At 64.9% G+C, this 21,926-nt stretch carries 16 protein-coding genes and 3 pseudogenes; 14 read left to right on the plus strand and 5 right to left on the minus strand.

Features of this window, described 5'->3' with window-relative positions; genetic code table 11:
- Position 1 precedes the first annotated feature (1 nt).
- The 3 genes from JQT59_RS21215 (at position 2) to JQT59_RS37150 (ending at position 2,781) form a co-directional block, all read left to right on the plus strand.
- Positions 2-1,702 (plus strand): FAD-dependent oxidoreductase, encoded by a 1,701-nt coding sequence (locus JQT59_RS21215; protein WP_213571879.1) that lies wholly within the window; start codon positions 2-4, stop codon positions 1,700-1,702.
- A 641-nt stretch (positions 1,703-2,343) separates the two neighbouring features.
- On the plus strand, positions 2,344-2,508 hold the full coding sequence (locus tag JQT59_RS21225; RefSeq protein ID WP_213571880.1) for a transposase: 165 nt from the start codon (positions 2,344-2,346) through the stop codon (positions 2,506-2,508).
- 87 nt (positions 2,509-2,595) lie between these two features.
- On the plus strand, positions 2,596-2,781 hold the full coding sequence (locus JQT59_RS37150) for a DUF6308 family protein (protein WP_249354647.1): 186 nt from the start codon (positions 2,596-2,598) through the stop codon (positions 2,779-2,781).
- Positions 2,782-3,778: 997 nt separating this feature from the next.
- Here the strand turns inward: JQT59_RS37150 and JQT59_RS21230 are convergent.
- Both JQT59_RS21230 and JQT59_RS21235 read right to left on the minus strand, forming a co-directional pair.
- A complete protein-coding gene (locus tag JQT59_RS21230; protein ID WP_213571881.1) occupies positions 3,779-3,979 on the minus strand; it encodes a hypothetical protein in 201 nt (66 codons plus the stop codon).
- A 397-nt stretch (positions 3,980-4,376) separates the two neighbouring features.
- Positions 4,377-4,876, minus strand: a pseudogene (locus tag JQT59_RS21235) (enoyl-CoA hydratase-related protein); the annotation flags it as partial.
- On the opposite strand from JQT59_RS21235, the pseudogene JQT59_RS21240 reads away from it, so the two are divergent.
- Positions 4,871-5,023, plus strand: a pseudogene (locus tag JQT59_RS21240) (IS256 family transposase); the annotation flags it as partial. The pseudogenes JQT59_RS21235 and JQT59_RS21240 sit on opposite strands and share 6 nt — an antisense overlap.
- On the opposite strand, the pseudogene JQT59_RS21245 reads toward JQT59_RS21240, so the two are convergent.
- Positions 5,004-5,806, minus strand: a pseudogene (locus JQT59_RS21245) (IS256 family transposase); the annotation flags it as partial. The pseudogenes JQT59_RS21240 and JQT59_RS21245 sit on opposite strands and share 20 nt — an antisense overlap.
- 63 nt (positions 5,807-5,869) lie before the next feature.
- Positions 5,870-6,394, minus strand: coding sequence for a hypothetical protein (locus JQT59_RS21250; RefSeq protein WP_213571882.1), 525 nt, complete (start codon positions 6,392-6,394; stop codon positions 5,870-5,872).
- Between the two features lie 187 nt (positions 6,395-6,581).
- On the opposite strand from JQT59_RS21250, the gene JQT59_RS21255 reads away from it, so the two are divergent.
- From JQT59_RS21255 to JQT59_RS21295, 9 genes are all read left to right on the plus strand, one after another.
- A complete protein-coding gene (locus JQT59_RS21255) occupies positions 6,582-6,824 on the plus strand; it encodes a cold shock domain-containing protein (protein ID WP_213571883.1) in 243 nt (80 codons plus the stop codon).
- Between the two features lie 616 nt (positions 6,825-7,440).
- Complete coding sequence (locus JQT59_RS21260) at positions 7,441-8,808, plus strand: MFS transporter (protein WP_213571884.1); 1,368 nt, start codon at positions 7,441-7,443, stop codon at positions 8,806-8,808.
- Between the two features lie 75 nt (positions 8,809-8,883).
- Positions 8,884-9,993 carry a LuxR C-terminal-related transcriptional regulator gene (locus tag JQT59_RS21265; protein WP_213571885.1) on the plus strand — a complete coding sequence of 370 codons (1,110 nt, stop codon included), beginning with the start codon at positions 8,884-8,886 and terminating at the stop codon, positions 9,991-9,993.
- Between the two features lie 140 nt (positions 9,994-10,133).
- Complete coding sequence (locus JQT59_RS21270) at positions 10,134-12,200, plus strand: hydantoinase/oxoprolinase family protein (RefSeq protein WP_213571886.1); 2,067 nt, start codon at positions 10,134-10,136, stop codon at positions 12,198-12,200.
- Between the two features lie 10 nt (positions 12,201-12,210).
- Complete coding sequence (locus tag JQT59_RS21275; protein WP_213571887.1) at positions 12,211-14,130, plus strand: hydantoinase B/oxoprolinase family protein; 1,920 nt, start codon at positions 12,211-12,213, stop codon at positions 14,128-14,130.
- Positions 14,131-14,143: 13 nt separating this feature from the next.
- Positions 14,144-14,404 (plus strand): hypothetical protein, encoded by a 261-nt coding sequence (locus JQT59_RS21280; RefSeq protein WP_185726531.1) that lies wholly within the window; start codon positions 14,144-14,146, stop codon positions 14,402-14,404.
- Between the two features lie 34 nt (positions 14,405-14,438).
- Positions 14,439-15,203 (plus strand): SDR family NAD(P)-dependent oxidoreductase, encoded by a 765-nt coding sequence (locus JQT59_RS21285; RefSeq protein ID WP_213571888.1) that lies wholly within the window; start codon positions 14,439-14,441, stop codon positions 15,201-15,203.
- Between the two features lie 104 nt (positions 15,204-15,307).
- Positions 15,308-16,771, plus strand: coding sequence for an aldehyde dehydrogenase family protein (locus JQT59_RS21290; RefSeq protein WP_213571889.1), 1,464 nt, complete (start codon positions 15,308-15,310; stop codon positions 16,769-16,771).
- Between the two features lie 48 nt (positions 16,772-16,819).
- Complete coding sequence (locus tag JQT59_RS21295; RefSeq protein WP_213571890.1) at positions 16,820-18,247, plus strand: MmgE/PrpD family protein; 1,428 nt, start codon at positions 16,820-16,822, stop codon at positions 18,245-18,247.
- 220 nt (positions 18,248-18,467) lie between these two features.
- On the opposite strand, the gene JQT59_RS21300 is transcribed toward JQT59_RS21295, so the two are convergent.
- Positions 18,468-19,448 (minus strand): AraC family transcriptional regulator, encoded by a 981-nt coding sequence (locus JQT59_RS21300; protein ID WP_213571891.1) that lies wholly within the window; start codon positions 19,446-19,448, stop codon positions 18,468-18,470.
- Positions 19,449-19,806: 358 nt separating this feature from the next.
- On the opposite strand from JQT59_RS21300, the gene JQT59_RS21305 reads away from it, so the two are divergent.
- Entirely contained in the window at positions 19,807-21,924 is a 2,118-nt protein-coding gene (locus tag JQT59_RS21305; protein WP_249353710.1) for a hydantoinase/oxoprolinase family protein, read from the plus strand.
- Positions 21,925-21,926 lie beyond the last annotated feature (2 nt).

Genomic DNA, 21,926 nt, shown 5'->3' on the forward strand with positions numbered 1-21,926 from the left:
CGTGTCTTTCGTTGTCACACAGCCATGCTGCAACGACGCCACCTGTGTCGCGGTGTGTCCTGTCAACTGCATCCGCCCTACCCCGGACGATCCGGCGTTTCGCACCACCGAGATGCTGTACATCGATCCGGAGACCTGCATCGACTGCGGCGCATGCATGGAAGCGTGCCCTGTCGAGGCGATATACCCCGAAGACGAGCTCCCGGACGACCAGGCGCGGTACCGAGACATCAACGCTGAGTATTTCCGTTACCACCCGCTCGACTCCGCACTCCCCTCGCCGGACCGGCAGCATCCGGTGAAGGTGTCGAAGCCGGACGTGCCTTTGCGCGTGGCCGTAGTGGGCTCCGGTCCGGCCGGCGTATATGCGGCGGCAGAGTTGATGGGGAGAATGCCGAGTGGCAGCGTCGAAATCGAGATGTTCGACCGCCTCCCGACGCCATGGGGTCTGGTGCGTGCTGGTGTCGCTCCCGACCACCTCGCGACGAAAACGATCACCGAGGTGTTCCGCAAGATCGCAGCGAAACCCGGGTTTCGATTCCACCTCAACGTCGAGATCGGCCGACACCTCACCCACCATGAACTGCTCGATCACCACCATGCCGTCGTCTATGCCGTCGGCGCACTCGACGACCGCAAACTCGACATTCCCGGAACCGAGCTTCCGGGTAGTGCAGCAGCCCCCGAGTTCGTGGCGTGGTACAACGGCCACCCGGACTACGCACACCGGACATTCGACCTCGGTTGTGAGCGTGCGGTGATCGTTGGAAACGGGAATGTCGCACTCGATGTTGCCCGGCTGCTCGTGACGGACCCGGACGATCTCGTTCGGACCGACATGGCAGAGCATGCAGTGGACGCGCTGCGCAAGAGCAATATTCGAGAGGTCGTCGTGCTTGGCAGGAGGGGCTCAGGTCACGCCGCCTACACGACCCCCGAGCTACTCGCGCTCGGCCGGATACGGAACGTGGACGTAGTGGTCGACCGGACCGAACTCGATCTCGGTGAAACGACCGAATCGACACACTCCTTCTCGATGGATCTCAAGACCAGTGTTGCACGAGAATTTGCGAATTCCGCCCCGAATCCAGCGCACAAGCGCATCGTCCTGCGTTACCTGGCTTCACCGACCCGAATCCTTGGTGACGAACGAGTCGAAGGCGTGGAGATCGTCCGTAACGAGTTGGTGAGAAGCGACCACGGTACCTTCGAAGCCCGAGCGACCGACGACCGAGAGATCCTCGAAGCTGGGCTCGTTTTGCGGTCGATCGGCTTCCGCGGCAGGGCTGTGCCGGCCGTTCCTTTCGACAACCGATTGGGAATAATCCCCAACGTCGACGGTAGGGTCGTCGATCCGGATACCAACAGCCCGGTTTCGGGGGTCTACACCACAGGTTGGGTCAAGCGTGGACCCTCAGGGGTGATCGGCACGAACAAGCACTGCGCCCACGACACCGTGACAGCGTTGATCGACGACGTAGTCGCGGGACGGCTGCCGCAGCCGAAACTCGCCGGCGACCGAGAAGCTCTCACGGCGCTGGTCCGGGAGCGCCAACCCGAGGTCGTCGACCGGAAAGGCTGGCTGGCGATCGACGCGGAGGAACGCTCGCGGGGACGTGAACAGGGTCGCCCGCGTGTGAAGTTCACCGATATCAACGACATGCTCGATGCCGCACGCACGGCGACACAACCGGCGGTATAAGGAGCGCCCACAGGTAGCTCGACCAACCATCCGATCGTAGGTCCGCCGCCGACAGTGCGGCATTGTTTGCCGAGATCGGACCGGCCCACCGCTCTCCCGACCTTCCGGTTGAGCGGTTCTGTGTCGACGGCGATTCCGGCGACTCGAACAGCTCGGCTGGCATGTAAATCCGACCCACGTTCCGCAGGTGTTCGGCCCCTGGCAGACGATCTGGACCTGGCATCGGCGGCTTGCCGGTGACGGTACCTGGGATCGAGTGCTCGAACGGCTTCTGACCGCGGCCGAAGCCTCCGGAATGATCGACTGGGCAGTATCGGTGGACTCGACCATCGCCCGCGCCCATCAGCTCGTCGACGGTCACGGATTACCGCTGGTGGTGCTGGTGGCACCGGGACAGCCGGGCGATTCACCAGCATTTCCTTATCTGCTCGCACACCTGCAGGTACCGCGTGCCGGCGGTAGGCGCCGCGCCCCCGCACCCGCCCGGATCGAGTCCGGGACGAGAAAGGCGTACTCCTGCCGAGCCCACCGCGACCTACTGCGCCGCCGCGGGATCGGGGCGGTGATCGCGGAACCGGACGATCAGGCCGGCCATCGGCGCCGGCGGGGTTCACGTGGCGGCCGCCCACCAGCATTCGATCGTGATGACTACCGGGGGTCGCAACGTCGTCGAACGCCGGTTATGCCATCTAAAGCAATGGCGAGGACTGGCCACGCGCTACGACAAACTCGCCATCGTCTACCGAGCCGCAGTGGTCCTCAACGCCGTCATCGCCTGGACCCAACATTTGTCGGACATGCCCTAGGTCCCACCGAAGTCGGCGAGGGCGATCCTGACACCCAGGCGAAGGCGCTGAACGCCCCTTCTGACGGCGGTAGGCCCGGATCGGGACCTGGTCGACGAACCGAACCCGCTCGCCCCGGGATGGCCCGTCTGGGACCTGGAAACCGCCCTGTGGGCGCTGCCGGAGATCGGCCAGAAGAAGGCAACCAAGCTGATCGCCTGCACACGCCCCTGGCTGTACCCGATTTTGGACTCGGTCGTCAGCCAGGTCCTCGGTACCGCCCGCGACATCTGAATCCGGTCCGGGAGGCGCTGCGGCTGTAGCTGGAGATCCCCGTGCGTGACGGTCAGACGACTTGGTATCCCAATTCCACTGCCGCGCTGTCGATACGGCGTGCGAGTCCAACGTGGGACAGTGGCAGTGAGAGCGCTGGGTTGGTGGGGAAGGCGTCCGCGGCGTGTTGCGATCCACCATGATCGGGACGCGGGGCCAGGCACGACCGGCACGGAGCATCAGCGGGTGTGGAGACGCTGCCGTGGCCTCTGTACCTGATGCGGGAGGGTGATCCCGCTGTTCGTCGCACCCGCGCTCACAGTCCAGCCCCGCGCGAGGGCCTCGGACACCGTCAGAGACGCGCATTCGCGCGGCCTGGCCCGGCGACGGCCGAGTCGCCGAGGTTCGCTCGCCACTGCCCGACCGCGGCGCCACCCATGGTCGGACCGCGGTGGTGGCGTTTGGCGAGGTGGCGCCGTCGTCATGGTCGGCTCCCTGCTGCTGGCCGCGGCCGCGAATGCGGCGCCGGGTTGGGGATGGTGAGGGAGGTCCCGGACGCGACGCGGATGTCCTTGCCGGCGGTCCCCGTATCCGTTCCGACCGCCGGCCCTCCGACCCATGCTCGTCACATCAGAGGTTTGTCTTGGTCGGTGGGCATTGGCCGCATCGGGTGCCGTTCGGGCGTGCGGCGCGGTGCGAGGGTGGGGGTCGAGACCGGTGTGATTTGGTGGCTGTAGAGTTTGGATCCGTTCGTGGCGCGCGCCGAGCAGAAGCGGGACCGCCTGCGCCCCGGTCTGCCTCGGGTTCCGGGGCGGTAGAGGCCGTGACTGGGGGCCGGCGATGCCGACGGCTGGACCTTCTCACGAGACCCTCTACCGCAAGATCTCCCCCCATTGAGAGGCCGGTCGGTGTAGTCAGGAATTAGATTGCGCTCGAGTCGAATTCGATGCTTTCAACGTATGCGATCGCGGGCACGGATAGTCGATGTCCGACCTCATCGACTCGTCGAGGTCGACGTTCACCCGGGGTATGTCCTCTTGATCATCTCGACGGTTTTACGGTGGCTGCCGGTCAGGCCGTTGAGATTGTCGAGGCCGGCTCGGACGTTCTGTGTGTCCGTCGGCACGAGAGCGCCGGTGCGCACCCAGACGTCGGACGGTGGGATAAGGCAGTTGGTGGTTGCGATCGGCACTTTGTGGCTGAGGAGGAACTCCACCACGTAGTGCAGGGTGAGGGAATGACGGGGACAGGCGGCTAAGAGATGGCGTGTAGAACGGTGCCTGCTCGCCGCGGGTGAGTCGGAGCATCCCGACGAGATGTTCGTTCTGTAGGTGAAGGGCCCGGCGGTGTCCCCGTAGTGTCCTGCCCCGAACCAACTGTAGCGTTATACTTTTCGATTTACGTGACAGTGCCCGCCGAGCACTTGCTGTCCAAACTAGGCTTCCACTCCCGGACGCAGACCGCGGCCTGGGTAGTGGAGCGAAAGGGCAAAGAATCGTTCTGACTGTGCGAGGTCTCGGGGTTTGATTGGAGCCACAGCTTCCGGCCATGTTCCCGAGTCAGCCCCGACGACCAGCGCCGTTCTCCGTCGACTGGTGCGGTGTACGTCTCGACATCTAGCCGAAGGCGGCTTGGCGCTTCTCGAGAAAGGCCGCGATTCCCTCCGTGAAATCGGCGGAGGAGAGCAGTTCGAGCTGTCTTTTCCGTTCACGCGCGAAGGCGCTGCCGAGTTGTGTGAGGGTCGCGTCGTTGACGGCGTTCTTCGTCCAGCAGTACGCCTGAGAGGGGCCGCTCGCCATACCGAGTGCGAGAGTATCGACACTATCGACGAATTCGGCGTCGGGGTACACGTCGGCGATCAACCCGGCCGCAAGGGCCTCGGGGCGGGAAGGCGTTCGGCGAGCAGAGCAATCTTCAGTGCACGCGCGCGACCGATCGACGCGGCGACGAGGGCAGTGGCACCGCCGTCGGGCATGAGGCCAACCTTGGTGAACGCGAGGAGCAAGTAGCTGGACTCGGTGGCGACGGTGAGGTCGCATGCGAGCGCGAGCGACACACCCACTCCCGCGGCAGGGCCGTTGACCGCGCCGACGACGGGACGTGGAAACGCACGGACCAATCGGCGCTCGAGTGTCTATATCTCGCGACCCGGGCACTGGACCCGACAGGGAAGGGCAGAGCACGATGGGCAGTGAGATGGAAGCCGGCACTGAACGCATTCGCGATCACGTTCGAGGGCCGGCTCACCACGAGTGAGAACTAAACCGATGTGCCAGATCCAGCTCCACCGAATAACTGATAGTCCCTATCCCGACCACATCGGTTCGCCGACGGATCTCCTTATTGAGGCGCTCCTGTTGCTCCAGATCTGTTTCCGAATCTGCTTCGGGAATGCGGTGAACGCCAACAGGTCAGACCGTGCGGCATCGAGGTGCTCGGCTACCCTCGGTAACTTCTCCGACAGAGCGTCGATGATCCGATCATATTGTGCGTGAACGGAATCGGCGTCGGGTTGGTCGTAGACCGAGTGCAACAGGGTCTTCACCCAGGGCCAGGATGACTTCGGGGTCTGGGACATCAGATTCGTCGAGTAGTGAGTTCGGCATCGCTGCCAGGCCGCCCCGGGCAGGGTGGCACCGATCGCCGACACGAGGCCGGCGTGGGCGTCGGAGGTCACCAACCGCACCCCGGACAGGCCGCGGGCCACCAGCGACCGGAAGAACGCCAGCCAGCCGGCACCATCCTCGGACGAGGTCACATCCACGCCCAGGATCTCCCGGTAGCCATCGGCGTTCACCCCGACCGCGACCAGGGTGTGCACATTCACCACCCGACCGTTCTCCCGGACCTTGAGCACCAGGGCGTCGGCGGCGACGAACGTGTACGGGCCGGCATCCAACGGGCGGCTGCGGAACGCCTCGACCTGGGTGTCGAGGTCCTTCGCCATCACCGACACCTGGGATTTCGACAGTGAGGTGATGCCGAGCGAGTCGACCAGTTTTTCCATCCGGCGGGTCGAGACTCCGAGCAGGTAGCAGGTGGCCACAGTATCGGCTTCCGGCGACGGCGGCCTCGACGACGCAGTCTGTCGGAAACCCGAATCGAGTGGTCAGCCGATTGAGTCGTCTTCGGCAACGCCGGCAGTGGGCAGGTCTATTCGCAAGGGTGTGCTGCCTTCTTCGCAGAGGACGGTGACAAACGCCGGAAACACTACTCGCCAGGAACCGGCGACGAGTGAAAGAGCGCTCGCGCTGAAGTCGGCCCATTGATTCGGCAACAAGGTCACCGGCTCGTCGTGTAGCCACTGTGGTGTCGGAATGCGGCGGTTCTGCTCCTCCGCTGGGTCTATGACGAAGCGCACGTCCGTGACCGTGCTGCCCCCGACATTCCGAAGCCGGAACCGGTCGACCGCTCCCCGGATGCGTTGGACGTGGAAGTCGACGTTCTGCGGGCGTGGGCTTTCCTGCTGCACGGCGGTCCGCCCTATTTCGGCAACTTGCTCCAATGCCGCGTCCCGCTCGGCTTCGGCGTCGAGCCTTGCCTGCTCGGCAAGATATGCCCTCCGCCACGCTGCGGCAACGGCGGCGCCGGACAGCACCCCGGTCGCCACGCTCAACCACGATGCGGCTCTCATGTGCGGAAACATACCTGAACCCGCAAGCCCCCTTCCGGCAGCCTGACGTCCACCTGATGCCGGATCTCACTGCCCGTCTCTTGGACGAGTGACCGCATTTGAACGACGTAGTGACGTCCTCGGTGGAACCGTGCCGGTGAACGGCGCTCGATGCTGGCAGGATCATGCATGAGATCGGGACTTCGCTGTGAGGTCCCGGCTCGCAGTTGCTGCAGGGAGACGAAGCAGGGCACAGGGCGTTGTGAAGTGGTTCAACGGTGAAAAGGGCTTCGGATTCATCACGCCGGACGATGGCGGAGCTGATCTTTTCGTCCACTTCTCCGAGATTCAGGGCAGCGGCTACAAGTCGCTCGACGAGAACCAGCGTGTGGAGTTCGAGGTCGGCCAGGGGCAGAAGGGTCCGCAAGCCCAGAGCGTGCGGGGAGTCTGACAAACCTTCACGGGGCCGCATACACACGGATGTGGCCCCGTCCTGGGCGTGTATCTCCCAGGTCTTCACAAGATTCTCCAGTAGTGAGCTTGGTATGACCCATCGCGCCGCCCCGGAAGGACTGACGAGGGTGGCTGGTCGGTGACCGCCCCTGGGCCCGTCCGGGATGCCGAGTGCGTCCTCGCCGTGGCCGATCGCGGCAGATCCCTGACGATGTCGAGCAGGCGCGGGCCGTCGTGCACGACGTCGCCGAACTGCGGTCCGGCAGGCAGACGATTGCGGTTCTCAAACTCCTTGTTGCCGATCTGCTTCCGCGCCTCGTCAGTCAGTTTCATCGACAGTTCCCGCGGGTGCTCCTTGTTCACAGTTCGGCGGATGTCTCTGACCGCGTGGGCTGTGCGGTGCATTGATCAGTTCGGCACAGCTGGACGGAGCGAGACGGCAGCCCGATCGGAATAACGGCACGTGTGCAGAGGGCAGCCATGTTCCTTTCGCGCCGCCGGGGGAGTGGCGCACCTCTCATGCGGTTCCACGCAGTGATCCCGGTCGCTTGATTTTAAAGATTATGCATAATAGATTCACGCGACAGGTTGGCCACTGAGAGAGGACTTGACGCGTGGCGAAGAAACGCGAAATATCCGTTGGGCGGAAATCCCCGCAAAGGGTGAAGAAGGTCGGCGCGGCAGTCATCATCGGAACGTCGCTGGAGTGGTTCGACTTCTACCTCTACGCTTCGATGGCGGCGCTCGTCTTCGGGAAGGTATTTTTCCCGTCGGCGAATTCGTCGGCCAGCACCCTCGCGGCGTTTTCCACGTTCGCGGTCGGATTCCTGGCCCGGCCCTTCGGTGGCATCCTCTTCGGAATCCTCGGTGACCGCATCGGGCGCAAGGCGGTGCTGTCGATCAGCCTGCTGATCATGGGAATCGCGTCCGGGCTCATCGGGCTCGTGCCCTCGTATGCCGCGATCGGCGTGGCGGCACCGGCGCTGCTGATCATTCTGCGGATCCTGCAGGGCTTCGGCGCGAGTGCCGAGCTTGGCAGTGCGATCACGGTGGCCTACGAGCATGCCGACGAGAAGACCAGGGGCCGGTACGGCGCGTACCCGGTGATGGGCGCACAGATCGGCCTGCTCGCGGCGTCACTCGCTGTCGCCGCGGTCACCAGCCTCGACGACGAAGCGCTCTACACGTGGGGATGGCGCGTGCCGTTCATCGCGAGCTTCGCGATCGTAATCGTGGGCTATTGGATTCGCCGCGCGATGCCCGAGTCGGAGGAATTCGAGAAGGTGGCGACCGAGGCGCGGCAACGTAAGGGCTTCCAGGTTCTGCGTGACCTGGTGCGTGGTAACTGGCAGGGCCTTCTCGTGGTGGCGGCCGTGTACGGCGGGTACTCCGCGCTCTCGTACACCTTCAAGACGTTCTCGCTGTCCTACCTCACGGAGTTTCAGGGTGTGGCGAAGAATGTCGGCGCCCTCGGGGTGACGTTCGCGAGCATCGCGGCGATCATCGCGTGTCCGCTGATCGGGCGCCTGTCCGACCGTGTGGACACCCGCAAGGTCATGATCGGCGGCGCGATCGGGGTCGCACTGATGGCCTTCCCCGCCTTCTGGCTGTTCGACACCGGCCGCTCCCCGCTCATCTGGGGTGTCATGGTCGTGACCACTGGTGTCCTGGCGCCGATGATCATGGTGGCGGCGAGCCCGTACATGGCACGGCAGTTCCCTACCGAGGTGCGCGCCTCGGGCATCGGCACCGGCCGGGAGGTCAGCGGCGCCGCTGCGGGCGGCTTGGCCCCAATCCTTGCGCTGACGATGGTGACCATGTCGTCCAGCCACTCGACGTGGGGCGTATCGCTGCTGATCATCGGGTGCGCGGTGCTGGTAATCGGTGGCGGGCTGTTCGACCAATCCCGTCGGACGAGGCGTGACGCGAACGCACCGTCGGAGGCCTCCGAGGTCACAGTGCTGGAGCGACAGCGCCATTAGCCCCGGCGCCGGTCGTGACGTGGCTCACCAGGATGCCTAGCATGGTGTAGGTCAGCGAGTTCATGGGAGTGCAGTATGCGCAACACGTCGATCCGGCAAGATGCCGTGGCGCTGCACGATGCGATCGCCGACATCACCCACGACGTGAGTGTGCTGCTGGACCGCGACCTCAGCGGTCCGCAGCCGGTCGGCGCACAGTCCCACAGTCAGGCGCTGGGCTGGCTGTGGGACCTCGTGACCGCCCAGATGACGCGTGCGATCGGCCAACACGACCCGTCGTCCGATGTTCTGACGTCCCTGATGGCGATTCTCGGTCGCATACGCGAGGCGGAGGCCGCGGTGGCGCGGTTGGGGCTGGCCGATCACGCGGAGATACTGGCCAAGGTTCAGTCCGCGTTGGCACGGGTCGGCGACGCGCAGACCGTCGACGCGCTGTTGGCGCGCGCTCCCGAGGCGGTATGCAGCCTCGGCTTCGATCGTGCGCTGCTGTCGACGGTAGACGGGTCGTGGCGGCTGCATTCGATGCACGTCGTCCGCGACCCGCGCTGGGCGGAGGAGATCGTGGCTGTGGGCAGGGAGAACCCGCCGGTTCTCGACCGCATGCTCGTCGAGAACGACACCGTGGTCGGCGCTCGCGCGACGCTCGTCCACGAGGTGCAGGACAACCCACGCGTCAACCGCCCGCTCGCCGAGATCACCAGGTCCTCGTCCTACGGCATCGCGCCGCTGATAGTCGACGGTGACGTCGTCGGCCTGGTGCACGGCGACTGCTATCACCAGCAACGCAATCTCACCAGTGTCGATCAAGCGCTGTTGTCGACGTTCGCCGAAGCGATGAGCCAAAACCTGGCGAGAGTCAGTGTGCTCGAGGGGCTTTCGGTGGTGCGTACCCAGTTGGACGGACTCGGACGCTGGACCAAGGCGGCCGGCCCCGGGGTAGCGAAGTCCGTCGCGCTCGGGCGCGACGACGACTCCGTCCTCACCCGCCGCGAGGTGCAGATCGTGCGGCTCATGGCAGACGGCGACTCCAACGGCAAGATCGCCCGCAAGCTGGTCATCTCCGAGGGAACCGTCAAGACCCACATCACCCGCATCCTGCGCAAACTTGGCGCAGTCAACCGGGCCGAGGCCGTGTCGATCTGGCTGCGCAATTCCGACGACACGCGCACTACGACGCAAGGCTGACGCCGGCCGAAGGTCGTACGAATCTACGACCCCGGACAGATGTTCCCGCGCCCTCCGTGCGGAAGAGTGACCTGCAACACAAGCGCATGGCGCAGATGCACTGCGCATGTCACTGCAGCACACACCACGGAGGCCGAAATATGACGCAGAGTGACAGGGTGGCCGACTGGGTAGTCGGCATCGACGTCGGCGGCACTTTTACCGACATTATCGGGCTCAACCGCAGAACGGGAGAAACCCGCGACGGCAAGGTGCTCTCCACGCTCCGACAGGAGGAAGGCGTCCTGCAGAGTATCGCGGCGATAGGCGTCGAGATCCCGGATGTCGCCGAAATTGTGCATGGCCATACGGTGGGCATCAACGCCTTGCTCAGTCGCACCGGCGAGCGCACCGGTCTGATCGCGACACGCGGTCACCGCGATCTGCTCGACATCGGTCGCATGCACCGCGAATTCGGTGACCGCTTCTACGATCCCACTTGGCTTCGGCCGCACCAGGAACGGCCCATCGTGCAGCGTGAATCGCGCTTCGGCGTTCCCGAGCGCCTGCGGTACGACGGGTCCGAGTTGTTGCCGTTGGATGAGAATGCCGTTCGCGACGCTGCACGTTCGCTCGCGAGCCAGGGCGCGAAGTCGGTGGCCGTGTGTTTGATGAACTCTTACATCAACCCCGCCCACGAGCAGCGGGCGGCCGAGATCGTCGCAGAAGAGTTGCCGGACGCTTACATTCAAACTTCGGCGCTGTACCCGGTAACCAAGGAGCACGAGCGCACCACGACCGTCGCCCTCGACGCGTACGTGGGCCCGGCCGTCGTCGGCTACCTCGACCGTCTGATGAGCCAGCTGTCCGAGCGCAATTACGCTGGGACGCTGTGGATCATGATGATGAACGGCGGGGTCGCGACGTTCGCCGACGCGGGGCGTGCCCCGGTGTTCCAGCTGGTCTCCGGCCCGGTCGGTGGCGTGAGCGGCAGCGTCAAGCTTGCGAATGAGAGCAGTTCGCCGAACCTGCTCACCATCGACGTCGGTGGCACGAGCACGGACGTGGCAGCGATTGTGCACGGCAAGACGCCGCTCACCGATCTGTGGACGCTGGAAACCGGTCTCACCCTGACCATGCCGTTGGTCGACGTGGAGAGCGTCGGCTCGGGTGCCGGTAGCCTGATCCGGCCCAGCACGCTCGGCAATGTGGCGGTCGGTCCGGCTTCGGCCGGATCCAATCCCGGTCCGGTGTGTTACCGGCGCGGTGGCGTCGAGCCCACGCTCACCGATGCGTGCGCGGCTCTCGGGGTCCTCCAGCCGGACCTGTTCGCCAACGGCTCCATTCGGCTCGACGTCGACGCGTCGCTCGAAGCCCTCCGAAAGACCGGGGAACGGTTCGGCATGTCGGCCCTCGAGCTCGCGTCGGCGGCCTACGAGGTCGCGTGTGAGGACATCGCCGCGAAGGTCCGCACGATCTCGGTCTACCGGGGACTCGACGTCCGCGAGTTCGCCCTGCAGCCCTCAGGATCGGCCGGCCCGATGCTCGCCGACCGCGTTGGGCAGATCCTGGGCCTGGACAAGGTGATCGTGCCTCGCAACCCCGGCCAGTTCTCGGCCATGGGGCTGCTCCGCAGCGACCTGATGGTCACCCGGGCGCAGTCGATCATGAGCCCGCTCGCACCGTCGAGCGCCGAATCGATCGAGGCCGCCTTCGCCGCATTGCAGGACCGCATCCGCGGTGAACTCGACAGCCAGGGCGCCGACGTGGATCGAATCCGCTTCGAGCGGGCCGTTTTCGCGATGTATCGCGGCCAGACGTGGGACAACCGCATGCCCATCCACTCCGGCGCTCTCACTGCCGACGGTGTGACCGAACTCGTGCCACAGTTCCACGACTTCTATCGGGAGTCATACGGTTTCGCGGCCACCGAGATTCCCGTCGTGATCTCGACGGTGGAGGTGACGGCGATCATCCCGCGCGAGCAGCACAAGACCGACCTCACCCCCGAAGACGGCGAGGCATTCCTCCGCACGACGGAGCTCACCTTGCCGGGCACGACCGAGCAGGTCGAGGTGTCCATCTACGTTCGGGAGCGCCTCCAACCCTTCGAGCGGGTGCAGGGCCCCGCCCTCGTCGCCGAGAAGTTCGCGACAACCCTCGTCCTTCCCGGCCGGATGGCCTACGTGGACGGCGACCTGAATCTCATCATCGAGCCCCAGAGCTGAGGAGCAGACCATGACGATCACCACCCCTGACGCCGGCCCCGCGGTCGACGTCGAACTCGACATCCTCCGCTACGGCCTCACCGAGGTCGCCCGGGAGATGCTCGACTCGCTGATGCGCAGCGCCTTCTCCCCGGTCTGTCGCGACATCCTGGACTGCACCAGCGCCATTCACATGCGCACCGACGACGGCTGGGAAACCGTCGCGCTGTGGGAGGGCTGCATGCAGCACGCCTTCACCGCCCCGCACATTGCGAACTTCGTGATGGACGAGTGGGACATCGACAGCATGCAGCCCGGTGACGTCATCTTCGTCAACGACCCGTGGCGCGGCACCATCCACCAGTCCGACGTCAACCTGCTCCGGCCCGTCTTCGTCGATGGCCGTGTGGAGTTCCTGCTGCACTCGACGTCCCACCTCGTCGATCTCGGTGGTGCGATCCCGGGCGGCTTCTCCAACGGCACCCAGACGCACTTCGAGGAGCAGCTGAAGCTGCCGCCGACGTTGCTGTACGCGAACGACGTTCCGGTTCGTCCGCTGTTCAACTTCATCCTGGAGAACAACCGGGTGCCGCAGCTCGTGCTCGGGGACCTGCGGGCCCTGCACGGCTGCCTGGTGGTCGGCGAGCGCCAGCTGCAGGATCTGATCGCCCGCGGGGGCCTGGAGAAGGTGCGTGCGGCCGGCCGCTTCGCCATCGAGGCCACCGAGGCCAGCATGCGGCGAGGTATCGCGAGTATTCCGGACGGCGACTACACCGCCGAGGACTTCCTCGACGAGGACGGCGTCACCGACGAGCCGATTCCGGTCAACGTGACCGTGAAGGTGCGCGGAGATTCCATGGAGATCGACTTCTCCGGTTCGGGTCGTCAGCCCCTCGGTAACTGTGGCACCGCCTGGTGCGAGGCCTCCCGCTGCATCGAGGCGGTCAAGCTGATGGTCGACCCGTCGACACCGGTCAACAGTGGCACGCTACGCCCGATCGAGACTCTGCTGCCGTCCGGCAGCGTGGTGCAGGTTCTGCCTCCGTCGAGTTGCTCCAACCACGCCGATATCGGCGCCCGGGGGATCAATGTCGTCACGCAGGCCCTGAGCCAGGCGATGGACGAGGCATTCGCCTGTGACACAGGCACTGCCGTCGTCGTCAGCCTCGGCGGTATCGATACCCGCCCGGGCCACGAAGGCGCGCCATGGGGTGCCTTCGCGCTCGCCGGTGGCGGCTGGGGCGGCACGTGGAAGGACGACGGTGTCTCCTTCTGCGTGATTCCGATCGGCAACTGCCGGACGTCGGTGCAGGAACATGTCGAGATCGAGAGTCCCCTGGTCATCGTCCAACACGAGATGGTGATCGACACCGCCGGGGCCGGAGAATTCCGCGGCGGTCTCGGCTCGGTCTACTCGATCTTCGCCGAGTCCGACACAATGGTCACCATCACCGCCGACCGGGTCCGCTGCGGCGCTCCCGGCTCGAACGGAGGTGGCGCCGGCTCGCCGGCCTACGGCTGGTACATCGAGAACTTCGACCTTGCCGAACACGGTGATCCACTCGACCTGCGTGGAGCCGAGCCGCTGTTCGGCATGTTCGACGATCAGGGTCGGCCGGACCCGAACAACGGTGAGTTTGGGCGGGGTGCGCGCTACCAGACCGGCAAGTTCTCCGGACTCGTCCTGAAAGCCGGCGATGCGCTCCGCTTCGTCATCGGCGGTGGCGGCGGCTGGGGTGACCCCCTGACCCGCATTCCCGGGAAGGTGCTGCAGGACGTCCGTAGCGGACTTGTCAGCCCCGAGTTCGCGGCCGACGCCCACGGTGTCGTGATCGCGAACGGTGACGTCGACGAGGCCGCCACATCGGCACGACGAGCGCAGCTGGCCGCCGACCGCGACCAGGGGCGCTGGAGCGTACCGGTGGCCACCCCCCGCAACTGGAATCTCTGAGAAAGGCATCCCCATGGCAGTCGACCGGCTCCTGTTTCCCCGTCCCGAGACCGACCGGGTCTACGTCGAACGCACCACCGTCGACGGCGAATGTCCGTCGTGCGGCGCAACGAGTCTCGCTCGCTATCCCGTCGCCAATCACCTAGGGCCCCGCATGGTCGTGAAGTGCCAAGAGTGCTTTCACCATGTGTCGGTGACCCGTCCCGAGCCCGAGGACAACTGGCCAGCATGGCGTTCGCCGGCCCGCGACTGGCCGGCATCACGCGTCGGATAGGTACCAACGCATCTACTCGGAAGAAGGACGGAAAATGTCAGGACTACTCGACGGGAAAGTAGTACTCGTTACCGGTGCGGCGGGAGGCATCGGGCGCGCGGCGTCCCTGTTGGCCGCGAAGGAAGGCGCCCGGGTCGCGGCGACCGATGTGTCCGAGGAGGGCGTCGCGGCGACGGCAGACCTCGTGCGCGCGGCGGGTGGTGAGGCGATCGCGCTTCCCGCCGACCTCACGGTCGGATCGTCGGTGAATGCGATGGTCGCCGCGGCCGTCGACTACTACGGCAGCCTGGACGGCGCGTTCAACAATGCGGGAGTGAGCGGCGGGCAGATCGGTCAAGGTGGTCGATCCGTCGCGGATTGGGACGAGGAGGCATTCGACCGGGCCGTCGCAGTGAACCTCAAGGGCGTGTGGCTCTGTATGCGCGCTGAGTTGAAGCAGATGGTGACGCAGGGTGGCGGCGTCATCGTGAATACCGCATCCCTCGCAGGTCTCACCGGATTCAAAACCACAGCCGGGTATGCGGCGGCCAAACACGGCGTCGTCGGCCTGACCAAGACTGCGGCAATCGAATACGCGCCGACCATCCGGATCAACGCGGTGTGCCCGGGTTATACCGACACCGATTTAATGAAGGATGCCAAGCGCCGCAGCGGATCCACCATCATGTCCCGGATTCCGTTCGGCGCGCTCGCTCAACCCGACGATATCGCCGAGATGGCGTGCTGGCTCCTCTCTGATCGCGCCGGCTATGCGACCGGCGGCTCGTTCGTCGTCGATGGCGGATATATGGCGGGATAACGCCGCTATCGTCCTAAGAACATAATATATTGAGTACGGTGGCCTGGACCGGCCGTGAGCCGGGGAGTGCGCCGTACACGATCGAGAGGTAGAGGTTCATTGTCATGACCGCACCGATTACCGAGGCCGAGTGCCACATCGACGGGCGCCCGATCGCGGGTGAGGGGGAGGCGATTCGGTCGATCAACCCGACGACCGGTCGGGAACTGGCCGTCACACCGGCGGCGAGCCCCGCGCAGGTCGCCGCAGCGGTGTCCGCTGCCAGGCGGGCGTTCGATGACGGCGAGTGGAGCCGCCTCGGGCCGGGTGAGCGTGGTGCCCTGCTACACCGGCTGGCGGATCTGCTCGAGCGGGACCGAGAGAAGATCATCGCCCTCGCCGCCACCGAGATCGGCACACCGATCAGCAGCGCCGCCGCCCTGCACGTCGATCTGCCCGTCAGGTTTTTCCGATGGTTCGCTGACGCGGCGGCACGGGGCCCCCGGGACGGATACGAGCAGCCCCTTCCGCTGCATCACGACCCGGTGGTCTCGAGCAGCATGCTGGTGCGGGACGCGGCCGGCGTGGTGGCCGCGGTCGTCGCCTACAACGTCCCGGTCATGATGTGTGCGTACAAGCTCGGCCCCGCCCTGGCGTCGGGCTGCTCGACCGTCCTGGTGACCTCGCCGAAGGCCGTGTTGCTGACGGCCGCGATCATGCGGCTGATCGAGGAGGCGGGATTCCCGCCGGGTGCGGTCAACCTGGTCTTCGGTCCGCCGAGTGTGACCGCGCAAGTGGTCAGTGCGCCCGAGGTCGACCTGGTGACGTTCACCGGTTCGGCCGCAGTCGGCAGCAGGATTCTCACCTTGGCTGCGCCGACGCTGAAGAAGGTCGTCCTCGAACTCGGCGGCAAATCACCCAACATCGTGCTGCCCGGCACCGACATCGAGAAGGCGGTACCCGCCTCCGCGCTGCGTTTCACCCGAAACAGCGGCCAAGCATGTGGGGCGACGACACGAACCCTGGTGCCTCAGGCCGAGTTCGACGAGTACGTCGAGAGGTCTGGCAAGTTTCTCGGTGGCCTCACGGTCGGCGACCCCCATCACCCCGACACCGTCCTGGGACCGCTGATCACGGGCGAGCATCGTAGAAATGTGGAGGGCTTTCTGGCGCGCGCCCGGGAGGAGGGCGCCGAGGTTCCCGTCGGTGGGGGCCGCCCGCCCGGCCTCGATGACGGCTTCTTCCTCGAACCGACTCTGGTGACCGGTATCTCGAACGACGCGGAGATCGCGCAGGAGGAACTGTTCGCGCCCGTCGGGGTGGTGATGCCCTACACCGACCTGGACGAAGCGGTCCGCATGGCCAACGGTGTCAAGTATGCCCTCAATGCCAACGTGTGGGGCCCCACCCTCGACGCACTCGCGTTCGCTCGTCGTCTTCGGTCGGGCACCGTCACCATCAACGGCGGGGGCGGAATGCGCGGGGACGCCCCGTGGGGCGGACCCGGACACAGCGGCATCGGCCGCGAAGGTGGCGAAGAGGGATTCCGTGAGTTCTTCGAAGTCAAGCACATTCAGTGGCCTGTGTAACCGAACCAACGTCACGATCACCATCACAGCAACAAGAGGAAGAATCTGATGCCAACAATTGTCGAAGATCTCGCGGATTTCGCCGCCGGCGCCGAAGCACGGTCACTCCCGGGTGACGTGGTTGCCGAGTCCAAGCGGATTCTGCTGGACACCCTCGGCTGCGCGGTGGCGTCGCTCGGCGACGCGGGCGCGCGCCGGGGCATCGAGTACGGCCAGTTTCTCGGCGGGTCTGGTGGCCCGGCGTCGATTATCGGAACCGGTGTGAAGACGTCGGTACCCGGTGCGGCGTTCGCCAACGCCGAATTGGTCAACGCACTCGACCAGGACGCGGTCCTGCCGCCCGGTCACGTGACCCCCTACGTGGTGCCCGGCGCGTTGGCGACGGCAGAAGCTCTGCACTCCTCGGGCGAACGCCTGCTCACCGCGATCGCAGTGGCGCACGAGATGTCGTATCGCATCGGCAAGGCCACCGATTATCTACGCGACATCAAGGATGGTGTGGTCACCATCCCGAAGGTCATCGGCTACAGCAGCACGCTGTTCGGTGCGGCGGCCGCGATCGGCGTGGTCAAGGGGTTCGGCAACGACACGCTTGCCGATGCGCTCGGGATCATGGGCTCGACGATGCCGACCAACACCCAGCGGGCATGGATGATGCACGCGCCGTCGACGACGATCAAGTACCAGCTCGCCGGGGGGATGGCCCTGTCGGCGGTCACGGCCGCACAGCTGGCCGAACTCGGCCACACCGGTGACCGTCAGATGCTCGACGACCGCGAGTACGGCTTCCCCCGATTCATCGGGACCTCACGCTGGGAGCCGGCGCCGATCACCGCGGGTTTGGGGACGGAGTGGACCTTCACCCCGTTCCAGTCGTTCAAGCCGTATCCGCACTGCCGGGTGATGCACGCGCTGTTCGATGCCCTCACCGAGATCATCGAGGTCAACGACATCAAGCCCGACGAGATCGAGGCCATCAATGCCTGGGGTGAGAGCTTCGTGATGCAGCCGGTGTGGGTCAACGAGACCATCCGCAATCCGCGTGACGCGCAGTTCAGCATGACCCACGGCCTTGCCCTCGCCGCGCACCGGATTCCCCCCGGCAAGGACTGGCAGACCCCGGAAGCGGTCCTCGATCCGTCCGTCCTCGAGCTCACCACGAAGACGACGTTTCAGGAACACCCCGACTACACCGCGGCACTGGCGAGCAACCCGGCCGCACGCCGATCGCGCATCGAGGTCCACGCGCGCGGCACCCGGTTCACCGGCGAACGCGGCTACCCCAAGGGCAGTCCGTCCCCCGACCCGGTCACCTACATGACCGACGACGAACTGATCGCCAAATTCCGCCACAACATCGACGGAGTAGTGAGCGACGCGGTCGCGGACGCCGTCATCGAGGCCGTGTACGACCTCGAGAACGTCGACGACATCTCGACGATCCTGAACCGACTGCAACCCAACCCCACTGACTGATCGGATCGAAACACTGCGCTGCTCTTGCCGGAGAGTTCGACGGCAAGAGCAGCGCAGTGCTGTGTGGGCACTCGTTACAGTCCTTCCCGGGCTGCCTCTGCCAGCGGCTCCATTTCTCTTGCAGCGCCGAGTTCCCCGCCGAGTCAATGCTTCCCACACGCCGTCTTGGTTCGTCGAAATGGATGGTGTAGTAACAGCATCCGGTGCGGCGTTTTTCGTTCTATCTCATCGAACGGTTCAGTGTCTCGGAGGGTAATTCGCCGAACTTCTCGCGGTACTGTCGGGCGAACCTACCGAGGTGGAAAAAGCCCCACCGTGCGGCAGAAGCGCTCACCGATTCCGACCGACCCGTCGCCAAATCGCTGCGGACTCGATCGAGCCGCACCGAACGTACGTACTCACTGGGCGGCATTCCGACGGCCTGCTGAAATCCGAGCTGCAAAGCCCGCGCGGTCACGCCTGCCTTGGCGGCAAGGTCGGCGGTCGTCATTGCCTCGTCGGGGTGTGCGTCGATGAACTCGATCAGGTGGCGCACCGTTGGCGACCCAGCACGCGGTGACGGCCCGACGAGTGCTTCTGTCAGCTGGTTCGGAACGGTGAGCAGCAGTTGGGTCATGAGCGAAGATTCGAAATCGTGACGTGCGAGAGGCATCGTGGCAATCCCCTCCTCACGTGCGAGTTCTCGGTAGAGGAATTTCACGGCGGCGAGGAGCGACCTACCTGCTCCAGCGGCCGTATCGAAGGTTAAGTCGAAGCGAACTTCCTGCTTCTCCGGTCGGCCGAGCAACGTACCCGCATGGGTCTCCAGAGTGTCGATGGGCAGTTTCAGATGATACTGCGTTGCGTCCGCGCTCCAGTCGATCATCACGGGTGCATCGGGTACGAAGACCACGCCGTCTTGCCTCGCATCCAGGTTCCTCCGAACTCCCCGCTGCTCGACGACACTGCTGCCCTCTATCAAGAAGTTGACGTGATAGCAGGACTGCATCGGGGGGCCGTTGAGAATGGCCGCCGCCCCGTAGGACATGCGACCGAGCGTAAGGCGTCCGGACGAAATCGTGTCGAGACGAAAGTCGACTGGCTGCCGATCGTCCAAAGCCAATTCGTGGTTCGCAAAGGTCGTGGCTACGTGTCTGTGGGCGACGTCGGGATCGCCGGTTCGAAACTTCCGGAGTCTCGACGTCGCTGCTACCTGTAGCAAGGCCCTTCCCCTCCTCTGGTGACCCGTATCACACTTTATAAATATATTATGCCTTACCGAGGGAATGTGCCACCTTCGCTTCGCGGATACCGCGCCTTCGCTTCGAGGATTGTGACCCGCATCTCTCCTGCTTAGCGTTGTGAATCAGCGTTCTGGGACTAGACCGTCGCTTCCCACAGGAGGACTCAATCCATGTCAGAACCCACGCACGAAGCCCCAAGACTCGAAGTCGAGAGGCTCGCGAGAGAAGGGGCATGCCCCCGATGCGGGCAGGAGCAGCTGCGCGCGTATCCCGTCGTCGCCGAGACCGGCTGGCTCCACGTCGTCAAGTGTCAGAACTGTCTCCATTCCGTGGAGCGTGAGCGGTGGTCGCGTCTCGGACACATCCAGCTGCTCGCCGATCTCGTTTAATCGCAACCCTCTAGGAGTACGAAATATGATTGCAGTCGATGTAGGGGGCACCTTCACCGATGTCGTCGCATGGCGCGACGGCAAGATTCTGACCACCAAGGTGTCTACCGACTACACCGAGGTCGCGGGACCGGTGCTCGAGGGCGCGCAGCTGCTCGGAGTCGAAGGCTCGGATGTCTTCAACCACGCCAGCACGCACGGCCTCAACGCGGTCATCACTCGAAAGCTGCCCAAAATCGGATTCCTGACCACCGAGGGGCATCGCGACATTCTCGACATGGGACGCGTCTGGCGACCCGCAGATGCAATTCTCGATCCGCATTGGCGCCGCAGCTTCGGTGACGCATCGAGGCCGATCGTCGATCGATACCTCCGCCGAGGCATCCGCGAAAGGCTCACTTCGGATGGAAGCGTGCTTTTCGAATTGGACGAGGAGCAGGCCCGTGCTGAGTTAGAAGTTCTGCGTAGGTGCGATGTGACCGGGGTGGCGATCTGCCTCATCAATGCGTACGTCAACCCCGCCCACGAAATCCGGCTACGTGAGCTGGTAAGCGAGGTGCTGGGCGACGTCCCGTGCTCCATCTCCAGTGAGGTCTCGCCCCTCGCCAAAGAGTACGCACGCGCATCGACGACCGTGATCGACACCTTGATGAAAATCATCTACACCAAGTACTCGGCAAGCTTGGGAGAAGGGTTGACCGAGCTCGGCTTCACCGGCCAACTCAACTTCGCAGACTGCGCGGCGACCCTCGTTCCCGCCTCGCGCGCAATGGACCTGCCGTTCAGGATCGTGTTCTCGGGACCGGCCGCAGGCACAGTCGCATGCGCTCATTTCGGCGACCTCATCGGTGAAAACGACCTACTGTGTGCCGACGTCGGCGGAACCTCTTGCGACATCAGCGTAGTGACGGGCGGGGCTCCGTTCGTCAACACCAGTTTCGAACTGGAGCACGATCTGGTCGTCAACGCCCTCGCCAACGACATCTCCAGCATCGGCGCCGGTGGCGGAAGCATCGTCGCGATCGGACAGTCCGGGGAAGTTCTGGTTGGTCCCGACAGCGCACGGGCACAGCCCGGCCCCGCCTGCTACGGGCGGGGCGGCACCGTACCCACGACCACAGACACGTGTCTGATGATCGGAATCATCGAGCCGGAAGGTTTCGCGGGCGGCGAACTCGATCTCGACATCGCGGCCTCCGAGCGCGCGTTCGAAGGGCTCGACACCGACTTCAGCCTCGCACAGCGAGTCCGCTATGCGTACGAGATGGCGGTCAACAACATGGCCGAGGGCGTGTTCAATGTCGCCATCAAGAACGGTGTCGACCCGCGTGACTACAGCCTCGTTGCCTTCGGTGCAGCCGGACCGATGTTGCTACCCGCCGTTCTCGACACCGTGCATTGCAAGCAGGTGATCGTGCCGCCGAATCCTGGTCTGTTCTCGGCGATCGGTTTGTTGGCCGCCGACCAGGTGTTCACGGTCAACCGGAGCGCTTACCTGCTGCTGTCGCCGGACAAGGCATCGTCGATCGACGCCGTGTTCGCCGAGATGGAAGCTCAGCTCCGCGAACAGGTGGGTGATACCACCGCGGTGACCTTCCTCCGCAGCATGGACGCGCACCTTGTCGGTCAAAGTTGGGATACACCCTTTGTGCCGGTACCCGACGGGGTGATCGACGCAGACGCCGTAGCAACGATGGTGACCTCATTCCACGACACGTACGAGAGTCGCTCAGGCAACCGTTTCGAAGCCATGCCGGTCGAAGGCGTGACGTTTCGGATACGCGCCGTCGTCGAGACGTCGAAAATCGAATTCCCCCGGGTCCCCGCTCGCGGAGCCGACGAGCCCCTACTTCCAGTACGCACAACCACATTGCGTTTCCTCGGCGACATCGACGGAGGCGACGGCGCGCAAGAGGCTCACGTGTATGAGCGGTCGACGCTGCGCGCGGGTGATGTGCTTTCCGGCCCGACCATCATCGACGAGGGACTGTCCACCACACATGTGGGCGCCGGCCAGCAGGCGACTGTCGGCGAGTACGGCGAACTGATCATTCGGAGGAAATAACT

It is taken from the genome of Rhodococcus sp. USK13 (genome assembly GCF_018343855.1).
Lineage (GTDB): Bacteria > Actinomycetota > Actinomycetes > Mycobacteriales > Mycobacteriaceae > Rhodococcus_F > Rhodococcus_F oxybenzonivorans.

Bases quoted from the DNA above. Each gene is read 5' to 3' on its own strand.
- JQT59_RS21285 (WP_213571888.1), top strand. From the start codon at position 14,439: ATGTCAGGACTACTCGACGGGAAAGTAGTACTCGTTACCGGTGCGGCG.
- JQT59_RS21290 (WP_213571889.1), top strand. From the start codon at position 15,308: ATGACCGCACCGATTACCGAGGCCGAGTGCCACATCGACGGGCGCCCG.
- JQT59_RS21295 (WP_213571890.1), top strand. From the start codon at position 16,820: ATGCCAACAATTGTCGAAGATCTCGCGGATTTCGCCGCCGGCGCCGAA.
- JQT59_RS21250 (WP_213571882.1), bottom strand. From the start codon at position 6,394: ATGAGAGCCGCATCGTGGTTGAGCGTGGCGACCGGGGTGCTGTCCGGC.
- JQT59_RS21265 (WP_213571885.1), top strand. From the start codon at position 8,884: ATGCGCAACACGTCGATCCGGCAAGATGCCGTGGCGCTGCACGATGCG.
- JQT59_RS21270 (WP_213571886.1), top strand. From the start codon at position 10,134: ATGACGCAGAGTGACAGGGTGGCCGACTGGGTAGTCGGCATCGACGTC.
- JQT59_RS21275 (WP_213571887.1), top strand. From the start codon at position 12,211: ATGACGATCACCACCCCTGACGCCGGCCCCGCGGTCGACGTCGAACTC.
- JQT59_RS21280 (WP_185726531.1), top strand. From the start codon at position 14,144: ATGGCAGTCGACCGGCTCCTGTTTCCCCGTCCCGAGACCGACCGGGTC.